General features: G+C 64.1%; 14 protein-coding genes. 11 read left to right on the forward strand and 3 right to left on the reverse strand.

Features of this window, described 5'->3' with window-relative positions:
• The first annotated feature begins 99 nt into the window (after window positions 1-99).
• Together F3I62_RS14930 and F3I62_RS14935 are read left to right on the forward strand one after the other, a co-directional pair.
• On the forward strand, window positions 100-1,026 hold the full coding sequence (locus F3I62_RS14930) for a chemotaxis protein CheV (RefSeq protein ID WP_160490430.1): 927 nt from the start codon (window positions 100-102) through the stop codon (window positions 1,024-1,026).
• A gap of 77 nt (window positions 1,027-1,103) precedes the next feature.
• The gene (locus F3I62_RS14935; protein WP_372240142.1) at window positions 1,104-1,907 is read left to right on the forward strand and encodes an MOSC domain-containing protein; all 804 of its coding nucleotides are present in this window, start codon (window positions 1,104-1,106) and stop codon (window positions 1,905-1,907) included.
• Between the two features lie 57 nt (window positions 1,908-1,964).
• On the opposite strand, the gene F3I62_RS14940 is transcribed toward F3I62_RS14935, so the two are convergent.
• Window positions 1,965-3,893: a transglycosylase SLT domain-containing protein gene (locus tag F3I62_RS14940; protein WP_160490432.1), complete on the reverse strand. Its 1,929-nt coding sequence runs from the start codon at window positions 3,891-3,893 to the stop codon at window positions 1,965-1,967.
• A 183-nt stretch (window positions 3,894-4,076) separates the two neighbouring features.
• Here F3I62_RS14940 and F3I62_RS14945 point away from each other — a divergent pair, with 183 nt between their 5' ends.
• Together F3I62_RS14945 and F3I62_RS14950 are read left to right on the forward strand one after the other, a co-directional pair.
• On the forward strand, window positions 4,077-5,993 hold the full coding sequence (locus tag F3I62_RS14945) for an ATP-binding cassette domain-containing protein (RefSeq protein ID WP_160490433.1): 1,917 nt from the start codon (window positions 4,077-4,079) through the stop codon (window positions 5,991-5,993).
• Between the two features lie 20 nt (window positions 5,994-6,013).
• Complete coding sequence (locus tag F3I62_RS14950) at window positions 6,014-6,700, forward strand: hypothetical protein (RefSeq protein WP_160490434.1); 687 nt, start codon at window positions 6,014-6,016, stop codon at window positions 6,698-6,700.
• Window positions 6,701-6,720: 20 nt separating this feature from the next.
• Here the strand turns inward: F3I62_RS14950 and F3I62_RS14955 are convergent, their stop codons facing one another.
• Entirely contained in the window at window positions 6,721-7,161 is a 441-nt protein-coding gene (locus F3I62_RS14955; protein ID WP_160490435.1) for a universal stress protein, read from the reverse strand.
• Window positions 7,162-7,248: 87 nt separating this feature from the next.
• Between F3I62_RS14955 and F3I62_RS14960 the strand changes: the two genes are divergently transcribed.
• The 7 genes from F3I62_RS14960 to F3I62_RS14990 all read left to right on the forward strand — a co-directional run bounded on the left by F3I62_RS14960 (window position 7,249) and on the right by F3I62_RS14990 (window position 15,484).
• On the forward strand, window positions 7,249-7,686 hold the full coding sequence (locus tag F3I62_RS14960; protein ID WP_160490436.1) for a hypothetical protein: 438 nt from the start codon (window positions 7,249-7,251) through the stop codon (window positions 7,684-7,686).
• A 384-nt stretch (window positions 7,687-8,070) separates the two neighbouring features.
• Window positions 8,071-10,218, forward strand: coding sequence for a fatty acid oxidation complex subunit alpha FadB (gene fadB / locus F3I62_RS14965; RefSeq protein ID WP_160490437.1), 2,148 nt, complete (start codon window positions 8,071-8,073; stop codon window positions 10,216-10,218).
• A gap of 30 nt (window positions 10,219-10,248) precedes the next feature.
• Complete coding sequence (gene fadA, locus F3I62_RS14970) at window positions 10,249-11,424, forward strand: acetyl-CoA C-acyltransferase FadA (RefSeq protein WP_160490438.1); 1,176 nt, start codon at window positions 10,249-10,251, stop codon at window positions 11,422-11,424.
• A gap of 218 nt (window positions 11,425-11,642) precedes the next feature.
• A complete protein-coding gene (locus F3I62_RS14975; RefSeq protein WP_160490439.1) occupies window positions 11,643-11,879 on the forward strand; it encodes a DUF1653 domain-containing protein in 237 nt (78 codons plus the stop codon).
• A 102-nt stretch (window positions 11,880-11,981) separates the two neighbouring features.
• On the forward strand, window positions 11,982-14,591 hold the full coding sequence (gene topA, locus F3I62_RS14980) for a type I DNA topoisomerase (protein ID WP_160490440.1): 2,610 nt from the start codon (window positions 11,982-11,984) through the stop codon (window positions 14,589-14,591).
• Window positions 14,592-14,660: 69 nt separating this feature from the next.
• Window positions 14,661-15,179, forward strand: coding sequence for a DUF6586 family protein (locus F3I62_RS14985; RefSeq protein ID WP_160490441.1), 519 nt, complete (start codon window positions 14,661-14,663; stop codon window positions 15,177-15,179).
• 71 nt (window positions 15,180-15,250) lie between these two features.
• Window positions 15,251-15,484: a hypothetical protein gene (locus F3I62_RS14990; RefSeq protein WP_160490442.1), complete on the forward strand. Its 234-nt coding sequence runs from the start codon at window positions 15,251-15,253 to the stop codon at window positions 15,482-15,484.
• A 79-nt stretch (window positions 15,485-15,563) separates the two neighbouring features.
• Here the strand turns inward: F3I62_RS14990 and sulA are convergent, their stop codons facing one another.
• Window positions 15,564-16,037 (reverse strand): SOS-induced cell division inhibitor SulA, encoded by a 474-nt coding sequence (gene sulA, locus F3I62_RS14995; RefSeq protein WP_160490443.1) that lies wholly within the window; start codon window positions 16,035-16,037, stop codon window positions 15,564-15,566.
• Window positions 16,038-16,068 lie beyond the last annotated feature (31 nt).

Genomic DNA, 16,068 nt, shown 5'->3' on the forward strand with positions numbered 1-16,068 from the left:
GTAGCGGCTCAGGCATGATGGCGCCCGGCCACTGATTTCATTTCGCCCGCAACCGGCCGATACACTGGCTAGACCCGATTCAGTTAACAGGAGCGCGCAATGGCCGGCATTCTCGATACCGTGGATCAACGTACCCAGCTGGTGGGCGAGAACCGCCTGGAGATCCTCATGTTCCGTCTGGCCGGCAGGCAACTGTTCGCCATCAACGTGTTCAAGGTCCAGGAAGTCCTGCAGCTGCCCAAGTTGACCCTGATGCCGCACCGCCACCCGCATGTCTGCGGGGTGGTCAACCTGCGCGGGCAGACCCTGCCGGTGATCGACCTGTCCCAGGCGATCGGCATGCGTCCGCTGACCCCGGGGGAGAACAGCACCATCATCGTCACCGAGTACAACCGTTCGGTGCAGGCCTTCCTGGTCGGCGGGGTGGATCGCATCCTCAACCTCAACTGGGAGTCCATCCTGCCGCCGCCCGGTGGCGCCGGGCGCCAGCATTACCTGACCGCCATCACCAAGGTCGACGAGCAGATCGTCGAGATCATCGATGTGGAGAAGGTGCTCTCGGAAATCGCGCCGATGAGCACCCGGGTCTCCGACGAGAAGCTGGCCGATCCGCTGCTGGCCAAGGCCAGCGGTCGTGAAGTGCTGCTGGTGGACGACTCCAGCGTGGCCCTCAACCAGCTGCGCGAGACCCTGGCCCAGCTGGGTATCCGCACCCACAGCGCCAGCGACGGTCTCAAGGGCCTGCAGCAGCTGAAGAAGTGGGCCGACAGCGGCGAGGTGATGACCGACAAGCTGCTGATGATTTTCACCGATGCGGAAATGCCGGAAATGGACGGCTATCGGCTGACCACGGAGATCCGCAACGATCCGCGCCTGAAAGACCTCTACGTGGTCCTGCACACCTCGCTGTCCGGCAGTTTCAACGAGGCCATGGTGAAGAAGGTCGGCTGCGACAACTTCCTCTCCAAGTTCCAGCCGGACAAGCTGGTCGACGTGATTCGCCAGCGCCTGCTGCTCGACGAGTAACCCGCCGCACACGGCGGGCTTGAGCTGTCGCTCCGCGCGCCGTATAACCGGCATCTTTGCCCTCAAGGATGCCGGCCATGCACCTCGCTGCTCTCTATCGCTACCCCCTCAAGTCGGGCCAGGCCGAAAGCCTGGCCAGCGCTCGCCTGGGCGCCCTGGGCCTGGCCGGCGACCGCCGCTGGATGCTGGTGGAGGCGGCCAGCGGGCGATTCCTCAGCCAGCGCCTGTTGCCGCAGATGAGCCAGCTGTCCGCCCTGTGGAACGCCACGGGCGGGCTGACTCTCAGTGCGCCGGGGCGCGCCAGCCTGGAGGTGGCGCTGCCGCAAGCCGACAGCAACCTGCGTGAGGTCAGCGTCTGGCGCGACAACCTGAACGTGCCGGATGCCGGCGATGCCGCCGCCGAGTGGCTGAGCGCCTTTGTCGGCCGAGCCTGCCGCCTGGTGCAGGTGCCGGAGAGCCGCGCGCGCCAGGTCGATACCCAGTATGCCCGGCCCGGCGACAAGGTGGCCTTCGCCGATGGCTTCCCGCTGCTGCTGATCGGCCAGGCCTCGCTGGACGACTTGAGTGCGCGGGTCGGCCGGCCGCTGGAGATGCTGCGCTTTCGTCCCAACCTGGTGGTGCAGGGCGGCGCGGCCTTCGCCGAGGATGGCTGGAAGCGCATCCGCATCGGTGCGCTGGAGTTCGAGGTGGCCAAGGGCTGCAGCCGCTGCGTGCTGACCACCGTCGACCCGCAGACCGGCGAGCGCAGCGCCGACCGCGAACCGCTGAGGACCCTGAAGACCTACCGCGAGCGCGATGGCGAGGTGTACTTTGGGCAGAACCTGTTGCCGCGCGGAGTCGGCGAGCTGCAGGTCGGCATGCCGGTCGAGGTGCTGGAGTAGGGCGCTGGAAGCGGGCGGGTGAAACGAAACGGGCGCCCTAGGGCGCCCGTTGTGCATTCACTGGTCGTCGAAGAAGCGTTCGTGCCAGTCCACCAGCGGGGTCGGGGCGTTGAGCTTCTGCCCGTAGATCACCGAGTAGGACAGCACGTTCTGCACGTACTGGCGGGTTTCGTCGAACGGGATGTTCTCCACCCACACGTCGAAGGCCAGGTGGTCGGCGCCCTTCAGCCACTGGCGCACGCGGCCCGGGCCGGCGTTGTAGGCGGCGGAGGCGAGCACGCGATTGCCGTTGAACTGGCCGTGCACCTGGCTCAGGTAGGCGGCGCCGAGCTGGATGTTCTTCTCCGGCACCAGTGCCTGCTGCGGGTTGGCCAGGGGAATGCCGAACTTGCGCGCGGTTTCCTTGGCGGTGGCCGGCATCAGCTGCATCAGGCCCATGGCGCCGACCGGGGAGCGGGCGTCGGCCATGAAGGCGCTTTCCTGGCGGGTGATGGCGAACACCCAGCTGGAGTGCAGGCCGCGCAGCTTGGCCTGCTGGGTCAGGCTGGCCCGGTGCGCCATGGGGAAGCGGATATCCAGGTCGTCCCAGTACTGGGCCTGGCTGATGGTGCGGATGGCCGGGAAATACCACTGCTTGTCGTAGGCCAGCTTGGCCTGGGCGACCATCTCCTCGCGGCTGAACAGGCGGCTGACGTGGTACCACTCGCGGCGCCCGTCGACGATCTGACCGCGGTCGTGGAACTCCAGGGCGCGGCGGATGCCGGCGGTGTTGCGCACCTTCTGCATGACGCGCGGGTCGATGGCCATCGGCTTGTTGTTCAGGCTGTAGGGCGCCTCGATGCGGTCGGCAGCGAGGAAACCGTAGAAGTCGCGCTCCTTGGCCAGCGGCTGATACAGGGCCGCGGCCTGCTTGCTCTGCGGCTGGGCCAGTTGCAGGCTGCGTGCCTGCCAGTAGCGCCAGCGGCTGGTGGCGGCCAGGTCGGCGGGCAGGCGGCTGGTCAGCTGGTAGGCGTCGTCCCAGCGCCCGTGGCGCAGCAGCAGGCGGGCGCGCCACTCGGATACGGTGTTGTCGCGCAGCTGCGGGTCGTACTGGGCCATCACGTCGAGGCCGCGCATGTCGAAGCGGCGGGCCAGGGTCAGGCCGATCTCGCGGGCGATGGCGACCTTTTCCTCGTCGGAGAACTTCATCGTGCGGGCGTAGACGTCGAGCAGGCTCAGGGCCTTCTCCGGGTCCTGGCGGGCCAGGCGGCGCAGGCCGAGGCCGACCACATCGGCCATGGCGCGATCGGCCGGGGCGAAGCGGGCGGTCTGGGTCAGCAGCAGGGGTTTCTGCGCCACCTCAAGGAGCAGCTTGCCTTGCTTGTCGTAGTTCGGCAGGCCCTTCACCAGGTAGCTGGCCAGGCCGTAGTTGCGCGCTTCGGCGGCCAGCTTGGCGCGTTTCCAGCGGCGTTCCTCGGTCAGCTGGCCATCGCCACGCCAGATGTTGAACAGCACGTCGCAGGCTTCCGGCTGGGACTTGCCGACCAGCCAGAGCTTCTCCGCGGTGACATTGCCTTCTGCCTTCATGCCGTGCTTGAGCTGGTACTGGCCGTACAGGCAGTCCAGCTCGGTGAAGTTCAGCTTGGGATCGTAGTGGTTGATGAAGGTCTGCCAGTCGCCCCGCTCGGCCAGCCAGCGCAACCAGCGCAGCTTCATCCAGCCGGCCTGCGGCAGGTCGCCGTGCTCGGCGAGGAATTTCTCGATTTCCTCGTTGCTCGCCCATTTCAGCCGGGCGGTCAGCTCGTCGTAGGCCAGGTAAGGCTCCAGCGGGTAGTCGCGCAGGGCCTCGGCATAGCGCAGGTAGGGGCCCTTGTCGCCCTTGGCCAGGGCGCGCTTGGCTTCGTCGTACATCTGGCGCTGCTGGGGCAGGCTGGCGGCCTGGGCGCAGGTGAGGCTGAGGGTGCTGAGAAGCAGGCAGGAACACAGGCTGAGCAGGGAGCGGTACATGACACTTCCGAACAAAAGATAGAACGAGTGCGCGTGAGTGAGCACCGATCCGCCTAGCTTAGCCTTTTGCGCGCCGCCGGCGAAAGCGCCGGGGCAGGGCGTGAAGCATGATGCATAAATGCCAGCAAGGTTTGCCGGCAACTCGGTTAGAATGCGTCCCCGGTTTTTTGGAAGTTGCCCGTCATGACCCTGCTCAAGTTCACCGATGTTTCCCTGGCCTACGGCGCCATGCCGCTGCTGGATAAGGTGTCCTGGCAGATTGCCCGCGGTGAGCGGGCATGCATCATCGGGCGCAACGGCACGGGCAAGTCGAGCATGCTGCGCCTGGTCAAGGGCGACCAGATGCCCGATGACGGCGAAATCTGGCGCGCGCCCGGGCTGAAGATCGGCGAGCTGCCGCAGGAATTGCCGCGCGCCGACGAGCGCACGGTGTTCGACGTGGTGGCCGAGGGCCTGGCCGGCGTCGGCGAGCTGCTCGCCCAGTACCACCATCTCAGCCAGAACATCCACACCGACGAAGACCTGACCAGGCTCATGCATGTGCAGCAGGAGCTGGAGGCCAAGGACGGCTGGCGCCTGCAGCAGCTGGTCGACAGCACCCTCAGCCGCCTGCAGCTGCCGGCCGACAAGACCCTGGCCGAGCTCTCCGGCGGCTGGCGCCGGCGCGTGCTGCTGGCCCAGGCGCTGGTGTCCGAGCCGGATCTGCTGCTGCTCGACGAACCGACCAACCACCTGGATATCGGTGCGATCGCCTGGCTGGAAGAGGCGCTGCTCGGCTTCAACGGCGCCGTGCTGTTCATCACCCACGACCGTTCCTTCCTGCAGAACCTGGCCACGCGCATCCTCGAACTGGATCGCGGCGGCCTGATCGACTGGAATGGCGACTACGCCAGCTTCCTGGTGCACAAGGAGCAGCAGCTGGCCGCGGAAGAAACCGCCAATGCCCTGTTCGACAAGCGCCTGGCCCAGGAAGAAGTGTGGATCCGTCAGGGCATCAAGGCCCGTCGCACCCGTAACGAGGGGCGCGTGCGCGCGCTCAAGGCCATGCGCCAGGAGCGCAGCGAGCGTCGCGAGCGCCAGGGCAAGGCCAATATCCAGCTGGAAACCGCGGACAAGTCCGGCAAGCAGGTGATGGTGGTCGAGCATGTCAGCTTCGCCCATCCCGGCGGGCCGAAGCTGGTCGACGACTTCTCCTTCGTCCTGCAGCGTTCCGACCGCATCGGCCTGCTCGGCGCCAACGGTACCGGCAAGACCACCCTGCTCAAGCTGTTGCTCGGCGATCTGCAGCCGACCAGCGGCAAGATCGAGGTCGGTACCAAGCTGGAAGTGGCGTATTTCGACCAATTGCGTCACCAGCTGGAACCGGAAAAGACGGTGATCGACAACGTCGCCGAGGGCCGTGACTTCATCACCATCGATGGCCAGAGCCGCCATGTGCTGAGCTACCTGGGCGACTTCCTGTTCAGCCCGCAGCGTGCCCGTACCCCGGTCAAGGCGCTGTCCGGCGGCGAACGGGCACGCCTGTTGCTGGCCAAGCTGTTCAGCAAGCCGGCCAACCTGCTGGTGCTGGACGAACCGACCAACGACCTGGACGTGGAAACCCTCGAGCTGCTCGAGGAGGTACTGCTGAATTTCCCCGGTACCGTGCTGATGGTCAGCCACGACCGGGCCTTCCTCGACAACGTGGTGACCAGCACCCTGGTGTTCGAGGGCGAAGGCCGGGTGCGCGAGTATGTCGGCGGTTACCAGGACTGGCTGCGCCAGGGCGGCTCGCCGCGCCTGCTGGGCGTGGGCGAAAGCAAGTCGGGCAAGGCCGAATTGAGCGCAGTGGCACCCGCTGCGCCCCTGGAGGAAGCCGTGGCGCCAGCCTCGGCGGCGGCAAAGAAGAAGCTCAGCTACAAGCTGCAGCGTGAGCTGGAGGCGATTCCCGGGCAGATCGACGCCCTCGAAACCCAGCTGGCAGCGTTGCAGGCGCAGATCGCCGATCCGGCATTCTACCAGCAGCCGGCGGCTACCACCGCGGCCGTGCTGGATCGCCTGCAGAGCCTGCAAGAAGAACTGGACCAACTCTTGGAGCGTTGGGCCGAACTGGAAGCCTGAGGAGCCTGTCGGAGACACGCATGGCGATTGAGTACCGCATTACCTTGGATGACAACCATCAGTTCAGCTACAGGATCGAGCTGGACCGGCAATATGATCACCAGGGGGCTGAGGCGACGCCGAAGTGGACGCGCCTGGAACACAATCAGTGCAGCAACTGCCCGCTGAATAAAAACGAGTTCAGCCACTGCCCGGCGGCCGTCGATCTGCATCGGGTGATCGAGGATTTCCATGGCCTGCCAGCCGTGAAGAAGGCGCAGGTCTGGGTGCGTACGCCGGAGCGCGAGTACAGCAAGCAGGTCAGCCTGGAGGAGGGCTTGCGCTCGCTGCTCGGGGTGATCATGGCGACCTGCGCCTGCCCGGTGCTGGCGCGTCTCAAGCCGATGGCGCACAACCACCTGCCGTTTGCCAGCAGCCAGGAGTTCATCCTGCGCACCATTTCCCTGTACCTGGCGCGGCAGTATTTCAACTTCCGCGAAGGGCGTCGCCCGGACTGGGAGCTGAAGGGCCTGGTCAAGCAGTTCCAGCAGCTGCAACTGGTCAATCAGGCCTTCTGGCAGCGCATCCACGACACCTGCGAGGGTGATTCCAACCTCAAGGCCTTCCTCACCTTCTTCTCCATGTCGTCGAGCATGACGGTGTCGCTGGAGACTCAGCTGCAGAAGATCCGCCCGCTGGTCATGAGCGCCGGCGACGCCATCGAATAGGGCGCCCCGGCGCCCCTTTATTAGCTCGGCTTCTTCAGGCGTACGGCCAGCACGTCGCACGGTGCCCCGTGCAGCACGTCGTTGGCCGTGGAGCCCAGCAGCAGGGCCAGACCATGGCGCCCGTGGCTGCCGACCACGATCAGGTCGCAGCCCAGTTCGGTGGCCAGCTGGTGGATTTCCTGGCGGGGCTGGCCGTACACCAGGTGGCGTTGCGCGCTGCCCAGTTGCTCATAGCGCTCGGCAAAACTCACCAGGCGTTCCTTGGCCTGGTCGAATTGCTGCTGCTGCAGCAGCGACAGGTCCATCGGCACGTCGCCGCCAAAGGCCATGGCCATGGGTTCGATGATATGCACCAAGGCGGCCTTGGCGCCGTTGCTGGCGGCCAGATCCAGGGCGCGTTGCACGACGGGGTGGCATTCGTCGGTCAGGTCGACGGCGATCAGGATGTGCTGGTAGGACATGGGGCTTGCTCCTTAAATGGGTGGCTATTTATTAACAGTATGGCTTGCCTGCTTGATAGCACAGGCTTTTCCCGCAGAGTGACAGATATGACCTGGTGGATCGTGATTTTGCTGGTGGGCGTGGCGCTCAGTCCGCTGGTCTGGCTGCGCCCCTCGCGCCGGCAGAGTGGGCAGATGGCCCTGCGCCTGGCGGCCCGCCGCCTGGGGCTGGGCATGCAGCTGGTGCAGCAGGAATGGCCGCACTGGCTGGAATGCAACCCGCCGGGCAGCTGTGCCCAGTATCACCGTGCGCGCCGTCGTGGCCGGCAGGACCGCTGGAGCTATTGGCAGGCGCAGCCTGGGCAGTGGCTCAACCAATGGCGTGAGCCGTGCGCGGACGAACAGTTGCTGGCCCAGTTGCGGCAGCTGCCGGCCGATGTCTACAAGGTCGAGGCTGGGCCGCAGATGCTGGCCTTGTATTGGGGGGAGCGCGGTGGCGAAGCCGAGCTGCAGCGGGTCGCCGACCTGCTGGCGCAGCTGGCCTGAGGCGGGCCCGCGGAGCTTTTTCGGGCATTATTCAGTGAATGAATAAGCTTTATCGCCGGGCTGGAATGCAGGGCGGACAAGGCGGGAATCGGTGTTTCGTGGCTTTTTCGGCGTTTCTGGTCATTGCGTGACGCCATGCTCATTTGGCGCGCCTGTGTCGGGCAATTGACAATTGCCGGGTTTTCACAGAATGTGTGCACACCCAAATCAAACGGGCGTATGAATTGAGTGTTTGCCGCGAGAGGCAGCGCCAATACAGCCCGATTATCGCATCGGTGGGTGTGCCTGGCCGATTGCGGCTATGCTCGACGGCTGCGCCGCGGGCAAGCCTGCTGGTTGGCTCCGATGTGTACTGTTCAGCTTCCATACCGTGGAGATCAGTTGATGATTTACGAAGGTAAAGCCATCACGGTTAAGGCTCTTGAGAGCGGCATCGTCGAATTGAATTTCGACCTCAAGGGTGAGTCCGTTAACAAGTTCAACCGTCTCACTCTGAGCGAGCTGCGCCAGTCCGTGGACGCCATTAAGGCCGACGGTTCGATCAAGGGCGTAATCGTTACCAGCGGCAAAGACGTATTCATCGTCGGCGCCGACATCACCGAGTTCGTCGATAACTTCAAGTTGCCCGACGAAGAGCTGGTAGCCGGCAACCTCGAAGCCAACAAGATCTTCAGCGATTTCGAAGACCTCAATGTGCCGACCGTAGTGGCCATCAACGGCATCGCCCTGGGCGGCGGTTTCGAGATGTGCCTGGCCGCCGACTACCGCGTTGCCGCAGAGACCGCCAAGGTCGGCCTGCCGGAAGTCAAACTGGGCATCTACCCAGGCTTCGGTGGCACCGTGCGCCTGCCGCGCGTGATCGGTACCGACAACGCCATCGAGTGGATTGCCTCCAGCAAGGAAGCCAAGGCTGCCGATGCCCTGAAAGTAGGCGCGGTTGACGCTGTGGTCGCTCCGGCCAAACTGCAGGAAGCTGCTCTGGACTTGGTCAAGCGCGCCATCTCCGGCGAGCTGGACTACAAGGCCAAGCGTCAGCCCAAGCTGGAAAAGATCAAGCTCAACGCCATTGAGCAGATGATGTCCTTCGAAACCGCCAAGGGGTTCGTCGCAGGCCAGGCCGGTCCGAACTACCCAGCCCCGGTCGAAGCCATCAAGACCATCCAGAAAGCCGCCAACTTCGGTCGCGACAAGGCGCTGGAAGTGGAAGCCGCTGGCTTCGTCAAGCTGGCCAAGACTTCGGTTGCGGAAAGCCTGATCGGTCTGTTCCTGAATGACCAGGAACTGAAGAAGAAAGCCAAGCAGCACGACGAAATCGCCCGTGACGTGAAACTGGCTGCCGTACTGGGCGCCGGCATCATGGGTGGCGGTATCGCCTACCAGTCCGCTTCCAAGGGCACCCCGATCCTGATGAAGGATATCCGCGAAGAGGGTATCCAGATGGGTCTGGCCGAGGCTTCCAAGCTGCTCGGCAGTCGCGTTGCCAAAGGCCGCATGACCCCGGCGAAGATGGCCGAAGCCCTGACTGGCATTCGTCCGACCATGTCCTACGGTGATTTCGGCAACGTCGACATCGTCGTCGAAGCCGTGGTCGAGAACCCGAAGGTCAAGCAGATCGTGCTGGCCGAAGTGGAGGGCGTGGTTCGCGAAGACGCGATCCTGGCTTCCAATACCTCGACCATTTCCATCAACTTGCTGGCCAAGGCCCTCAAGCGTCCGGAAAACTTCGTCGGCATGCACTTCTTCAACCCGGTGCACATGATGCCGCTGGTTGAAGTCATCCGTGGCGAGAAGTCCAGCGATGTAGCCGTGGCTACCACCGTTGCCTACGCCAAGAAGATGGGTAAGAGCCCGATCGTGGTCAACGATTGCCCGGGCTTCCTGGTCAACCGCGTGCTGTTCCCGTACTTCGGCGGCTTCTCCAAGCTGCTGGGCTTCGGTGTCGACTTCGTGCGCATCGACAAGGTCATGGAGAAGTTCGGCTGGCCCATGGGCCCGGCGTACCTGTCCGACGTGGTCGGTATCGACACCGGTCACCATGGCCGTGACGTGATGGCCGAAGGCTTCCCGGACCGCATGGCCGTGGAAGGCAAGACCGCCGTCGACGTGATGTATGACGCCAACCGTCTGGGCCAGAAGAACGGCAAGGGTTTCTACGCTTACGAGATGGACAAACGTGGCAAGCCGAAGAAGGTCTCCGACCCGACTGCCTACGAGCTGCTGAAGTCGATCGTCGTTGAACAGCGCGAGTTGAGCGATGAAGACATCATCAACTTCATGATGATCCCGCTGTGCCTGGAAACCGTTCGTTGCCTGGAAGACGGCATCGTTGAAACCGCTGCCGAGGCCGATATGGGCCTGATCTACGGCATCGGCTTCCCGCCCTTCCGTGGTGGTGCGCTGCGTTACATCGACTCCATCGGTGTAGCCGAATTCGTGGCCCTGGCTGACAAGTATGCCGACCTGGGCGCGCTGTACCACCCGACCGCAAAACTTCGCGAAATGGCCAAAAACGGCCAGAAGTTTTTCGGTTAATCGCGCAACGATCAGAGCGAGAGTAGAGATATGAGCCTGAATCCGAGAGACGCAGTCATTGTCGACTTCGGCCGTACCCCGATGGGTCGTTCCAAGGGCGGCATGCACCGCAACACCCGTGCCGAGAACATGTCGGCACACCTGATCAGCGGCGTCCTGGCCCGCAACACCAAGCTGGACCCGGCTGAAGTCGAAGACGTGATCTGGGGCTGCGTCAATCAGACCCTGGAGCAGGGCTGGAACATCGCGCGCATGGCGTCGCTGATGACCCAGATCCCGCATACCAGCGCTGCGCAAACCGTCAGCCGCCTGTGTGGTTCCTCCATGAGCGCCCTGCACACTGCCGTGCAGGCGATCCAGACCGGCAACGGCGACGTGTTCGTGGTTGGTGGCGTGGAGCACATGGGCCACGTCAGCATGATGCACGGCGTCGATCCGAACCCGCACATGTCCCTGTACGCCGCCAAGGCGTCGGGCATGATGGGTCTGACCGCTGAAATGCTCGGCAAGATGCACGGCATCAGCCGCGAGCAGCAGGATGCGTTCGGTGAGCGTTCGCACCGCCTGGCCCACAAGGCCACCGTCGAAGGCAAGTTCAAGGATGAAATCATCCCGATGCAAGGCTACGACGAGAACGGCTTCCTGAAGGTTTTCGACTTCGACGAAACCATTCGTCCGGAAACCACCCTGGAAAGCCTGGCTGCCCTGAAGCCGGCGTTCAACCCGAAAGGCGGCACCGTGACTGCAGGTACTTCCTCGCAGATCACCGACGGCGCTTCCTGCATGATCGTCATGTCCGCCCAGCGCGCCCAGGACCTCGGCATCCAGCCGCTGGCCGTGGTGCGTGGCATGGCCGTACACGGTGTCGATCCGGCGATCATGGGCTACGGCCCGGTGCCGTCGACCCAGAAAGCCCTCAAGCGTGCCGGCCTGACCATGGACGACATCGACTTCGTTGAACTCAACGAAGCCTTCGCCGCCCAGGCCCTGCCCGTGCTGAAAGACCTGAAACTCCTCGACAAGATGGAGCAGAAGGTTAACCTGCACGGCGGCGCCATCGCTCTGGGCCACCCGTTCGGCTGCTCCGGTGCGCGTATCTCCGGTACCCTGCTGAACGTGATGAAGCAGAATGGCGGCACCCTCGGTGTGTCGACCATGTGCATTGGTCTCGGCCAGGGCATCACCACCGTCTTCGAACGCGTCTAAGCGTTTCGCGATGGAAGAACCGGGGCCCTGTGCCCCGGTTTTTGTTTTTGGGTAATTCTTAGAGCCTGTTCAAAGTCTCGCGAGCTAGAGCCAGGCAAGGCGAAGTTGGGCGAAGAAGCGCAGTTTACGAGCGGTAAATGAGCATTCTGAGCCCGACTTCAACGCAGCATGGCCGACGCGCAGCAGACCTTGAACAGGCTCTTATAGGGAGTCGAATAATGCAGCTGCAACCCGGCTTGTACCGTCACTACAAAGGCCCGCAATACCGTGTGTTCGGGGTCGCCCGGCATTCCGAGACGGAAGAGGATGTGGTGGTCTACCAGGCCCTGTACGGTGAGTTCGGCCTGTGGGTCAGGCCACTGGAGATGTTCTGTAGCACGGTCGAGGTGGACGGCGAGACAGTCCCGCGCTTTGCTTTGATCGAGGTCGAACCGGCACGTTTCGCCAAGGAGTGAGCAAGCAGCGCGCTTGACCTCACCTCGACGGCCACTATATATAGCGGTGCCTTTAGCGGCGCCGCCCGCTTTTACTCTCAGAATTCAGGAATTTTCCAATCCATGGGCAAATCGCTGGTCATCGTGGAATCCCCGGCCAAGGCCAAGACCATCAACAAGTACCTGGGCAACCAGTACGTGGTGAAGTCGAGCATCGGCCATATCCGTGACCTGCCTACCAGCGGTTCGGCCAGTAGCGCCAAGGAACCGGCCAAGCGTGGCAAGGCGGCTGCGGCCGAGGCGCCGGCACTGTCGCCCAAGGAAAAGGCCAAGCGTCAGCTGGTTTCGCGCATGGGCGTCGATCCGGAGCATGGCTGGAAGGCCAAGTACGAGATCCTGCCCGGCAAGGAAAAGGTGATTGAGGAACTGCGCCGCCTGGCCAAGGATGCCGACACCATCTATCTCGCAACCGACTTGGACCGCGAGGGGGAAGCCATTGCCTGGCACCTGCGCGAGGCCATCGGTGGCGACGACAGCCGCTACAAGCGCGTGGTGTTCAACGAAATCACCAAGAAGGCCATCCAGGAGGCCTTCTCCAAGCCCGGCGAGCTGGATATCAACCGGGTCAATGCCCAGCAGGCGCGGCGCTTCCTCGACCGCGTGGTGGGCTACATGGTCTCGCCGCTGCTGTGGCAGAAGATCGCCCGTGGCCTGTCCGCCGGCCGCGTGCAGTCGGTGGCGGTGAAACTGGTGGTCGAGCGCGAGAAGGAAATCCGCGCCTTCGTCCCGGAAGAATACTGGGAAGTGCACGCCGACCTCGGCACCGCCAAGGCCGCCACCGTGCGCTTCGAGGTGGTCCGCGAGAAGGGCGAGGCCTTCAAACCGGTCAACGAAGCGCAGGCCATGGCCGCGCTGGAGAAGCTCAAGGCCTCCGCCTACAGCATCGCCAAGCGCGAAGATCGGCCGACCAGCAGCAAGCCGTCGGCGCCCTATATCACTTCGACCCTGCAGCAGGCGGCGAGCAACCGTCTCGGCTTCGGCGTGAAGAAGACCATGATGATGGCCCAGCGTCTGTACGAGGCCGGCTACATCACCTACATGCGTACCGACTCGACCAACCTCTCGGCCGACGCCGTGGAGATGGTTCGCGGCTTCATCGAGAGCGAGTACGGCAAGAAGTACCTGCCGGCCAAGCCGAATGTCTATTCGAGCAAGGAGGGCGCCCAGGAGGCGCACGAGGCGATTCGTCCGTCCGACGTCAACCTGCGCCCGACCCAGATCAGCGGCATGGAGCGCGACGCCGAGCGCCTCTACGAGCTGATCTGGCGCCAGTTCGTCGCCTGCCAGATGCCGCCGGCCGAATACCTGTCGACCAGCGTCACCGTGGCCGCCGGGACCTTCGAGCTGCGCGCCAAGGGCCGCATCCTCAAGTTCGACGGTTACACCAAGGCGCAGCCGCAGCAGAGCAAGCCCGGCGAAGACGACGTGCTGCCGGACATGAACGAAGGCGAAGCGCTCAAGCTGATCAAGCTCGACCCCAGCCAGCACTTCACCAAGCCGCCGGCACGCTTCTCCGAAGCCAGCCTGGTCAAGGAGCTGGAGAAACGTGGTATCGGTCGTCCGTCGACCTATGCGGCGATCATCTCGACCATCCAGGAACGTGGCTACGTGGCGGTGCAGAACCGTCGCTTCTACGCCGAGAAGATGGGTGACATCGTCACCGAGCGTCTCAACGAAAGCTTCGCCAACCTGATGGACTACGGCTTCACCGCCGGCATGGAAGAGCATCTGGACGATGTTGCCCAGGGCGAGCGCGACTGGAAGCATGTCCTCGACGAGTTCTACGGCGACTTCAAGAAGAAGCTGGAAGTGGCGGAAGTGGCCGACAGCGGCATGCGTGCCAACCAGCCGACCCTGACCGACATCGCCTGCCGCGACTGCGGCCGGCCGATGATGATCCGTACCGCCTCCACCGGCGTGTTCCTCGGCTGCTCCGGCTACGCCCTGCCGCCGAAGGAGCGCTGCAAGGCCACCATCAACCTGATTCCGGGCGACGAGATCGCCGCGGACGACGAGGGCGAGTCCGAATCGCGCGTGTTGCTGAACAAGCACCGCTGCCCGATCTGCGCCACGGCGATGGACGCCTACCTGCTGGATGAAACCCGCAAGCTGCATATCTGCGGCAACAACCCGGATTGCTCGGGCTACGAGATCGAGCAGGGCCAGTACCGCATCAAGGGCTATGAAGGGCCGAGCCTGGAGTGCGACAAGTGCGGCAGCGAGATGCAGCTGAAGACTGGCCGCTTCGGCAAGTTCTTCGGTTGCACCAACAGCAGCTGCAAGAACACCCGCAAGCTGCTGCGCAGTGGCGAGGCGGCGCCACCTAAGATGGACGCGGTGCAGATGCCGGAGCTCAAGTGCGAGAAGGTCAACGACACCTACGTGCTGCGTGACGGTGCCTCCGGCCTGTTCCTGGCAGCCAGCCAGTTCCCGAAGAACCGCGAGACCCGTGCGCCGCTGGTGCTGGAGCTGATCCCGCACAAGGACGAGATCGATCCCAAGTACCACTTCCTGCTGGATGCACCGAAGAAGGACCCAGAAGGCCGTCCGGCGGTTATCCGCTACAGCCGCAAGACCAAGGAGCAGTATGTGCAGAGCGAGGTGGACGGCAAGCCCACCGGCTGGCGCGCCTTCTTCGACGGCGGCAAGTGGAAAGTGGAAAGCAAGGGCTGATCGATCCGTTGCGGCGCGCCTGGCGCGCCGCCAAGCGATCCGCCGCGCACGACTCTGGAGAGCCTTGCCATGGCGCAAGAACTGTATACCCGCACCAACCAGAAGATCTATTTCGCCGGCCTGGCCCTGGAAAACCTGCGCAAGGCCGAAGACGGCCGGGCCATGAACGGTCTCGGACAAGTCCAGGCCGAGCGCGAGGCGGCGCTGTTCCATCTGTACGGCGCACTGCTGGGGCTGTGCCATGAAATCGCCGGCTACTACCGTTTGCCGCAGGCCAATGTGCCGCGCGCCGAATTGCTGCTGAATCAGGCCGTGCTGCAGGAGGCTCCGAGCCCGGAGCTGGCCGAACTGGTCGAGCTGGCGCAGCAGCCGGAAACCTGGCTGGCCCAGTTGCTGCAGGCCTATGCCAAGCTGTTTCAGCCGCCGCAGGCGCCGAAGACGGCCAAGGTCGATCCGACGCTGCCGCTGATCCAGGCGGTCAGTGTCGAAGAGGAAGTGCTGCCGCTGTGCCACGAAGAACTGGAGGCCTGGCGCCAGCAGCTCAAGCAGCTGGCCCTGCGTTTTCGCGAGTCGCTCAGCGAGTGCTGAGTACAAGATGGGTGGGCTAGGGCGGTTTTCCCTGGGCTGTTACACTGCGCGCCTGATTGGAGAACTTGTTTATGCCCACATCCTTCCTGGAAATCGTCGAGCTTCCTGACGGCCGTATTGCCCTGCGCCGTGCGGAGGATGAGGAAACCCTGGTCACCCTGGACTTCTCCGCCGACGCCAAGGCGTTCCTGCAGGGGCAGCATGTCGAAGTGGCCAAGGCCATGCTCAATGTCGGCGTGCAGATGGCCGGCCGACTGGCCGAAGGCGATCTCGAACACGACGATCAGCCGCGCGTTCTGCACTGATCCCGTGTCTGGGCGAGTCAGGCTCGCCCGACGCCACCCGTCTCTCCGCTTTGGCTAGGCCGCTGCGGCGTTAGCCAGATCAATCCAGGCGAATATTCAGGCTCTGCGCGCTGCCCAGGCGGGCGGCGCTGCTCAGGCCTTGGCGCTGGCTCGGCTGCAGATCGATCCAGCTGACCACGGTATGGCTGCGCCCCAGGCGCAGCGCTTCGCAGGCCAGTTCTAGGGCGTTCTGCCCGGCGCGTGGTTGCAGAACCAGCAGGCGGTCCAGGTTGAGGCCCGCACTGCGCAGCCAGGCAGTGGTCAGGCTGGCGGGCGGCGCGACCAAGGTCAGCCAGCGGGCATCCTGGTTCTGGCTCAGCTCGCGCAGTACCGGCCCCAGCAGGTGGCGGCAGTGGCCGAGGGAGCCGGACAGGGCGAGCTCGCTGATTGGCTCGGGCTCTTCCAGCCAGGCCGGCAGCTCGGCCGAATCGAGCAGCAGAGGGGCCATGCTCTGCCCCAGGAAAGCTTCAAACAGCGGAAGTTGCGAACGATTCAGCGACTGCGGGAACTGCATGAGGCTCTCCTTACTACTTAGTGGCGTTTCA

It is taken from the genome of Pseudomonas sp. R-28-1W-6 (genome assembly GCF_009799925.1).
GTDB lineage: Bacteria > Pseudomonadota > Gammaproteobacteria > Pseudomonadales > Pseudomonadaceae > Aquipseudomonas.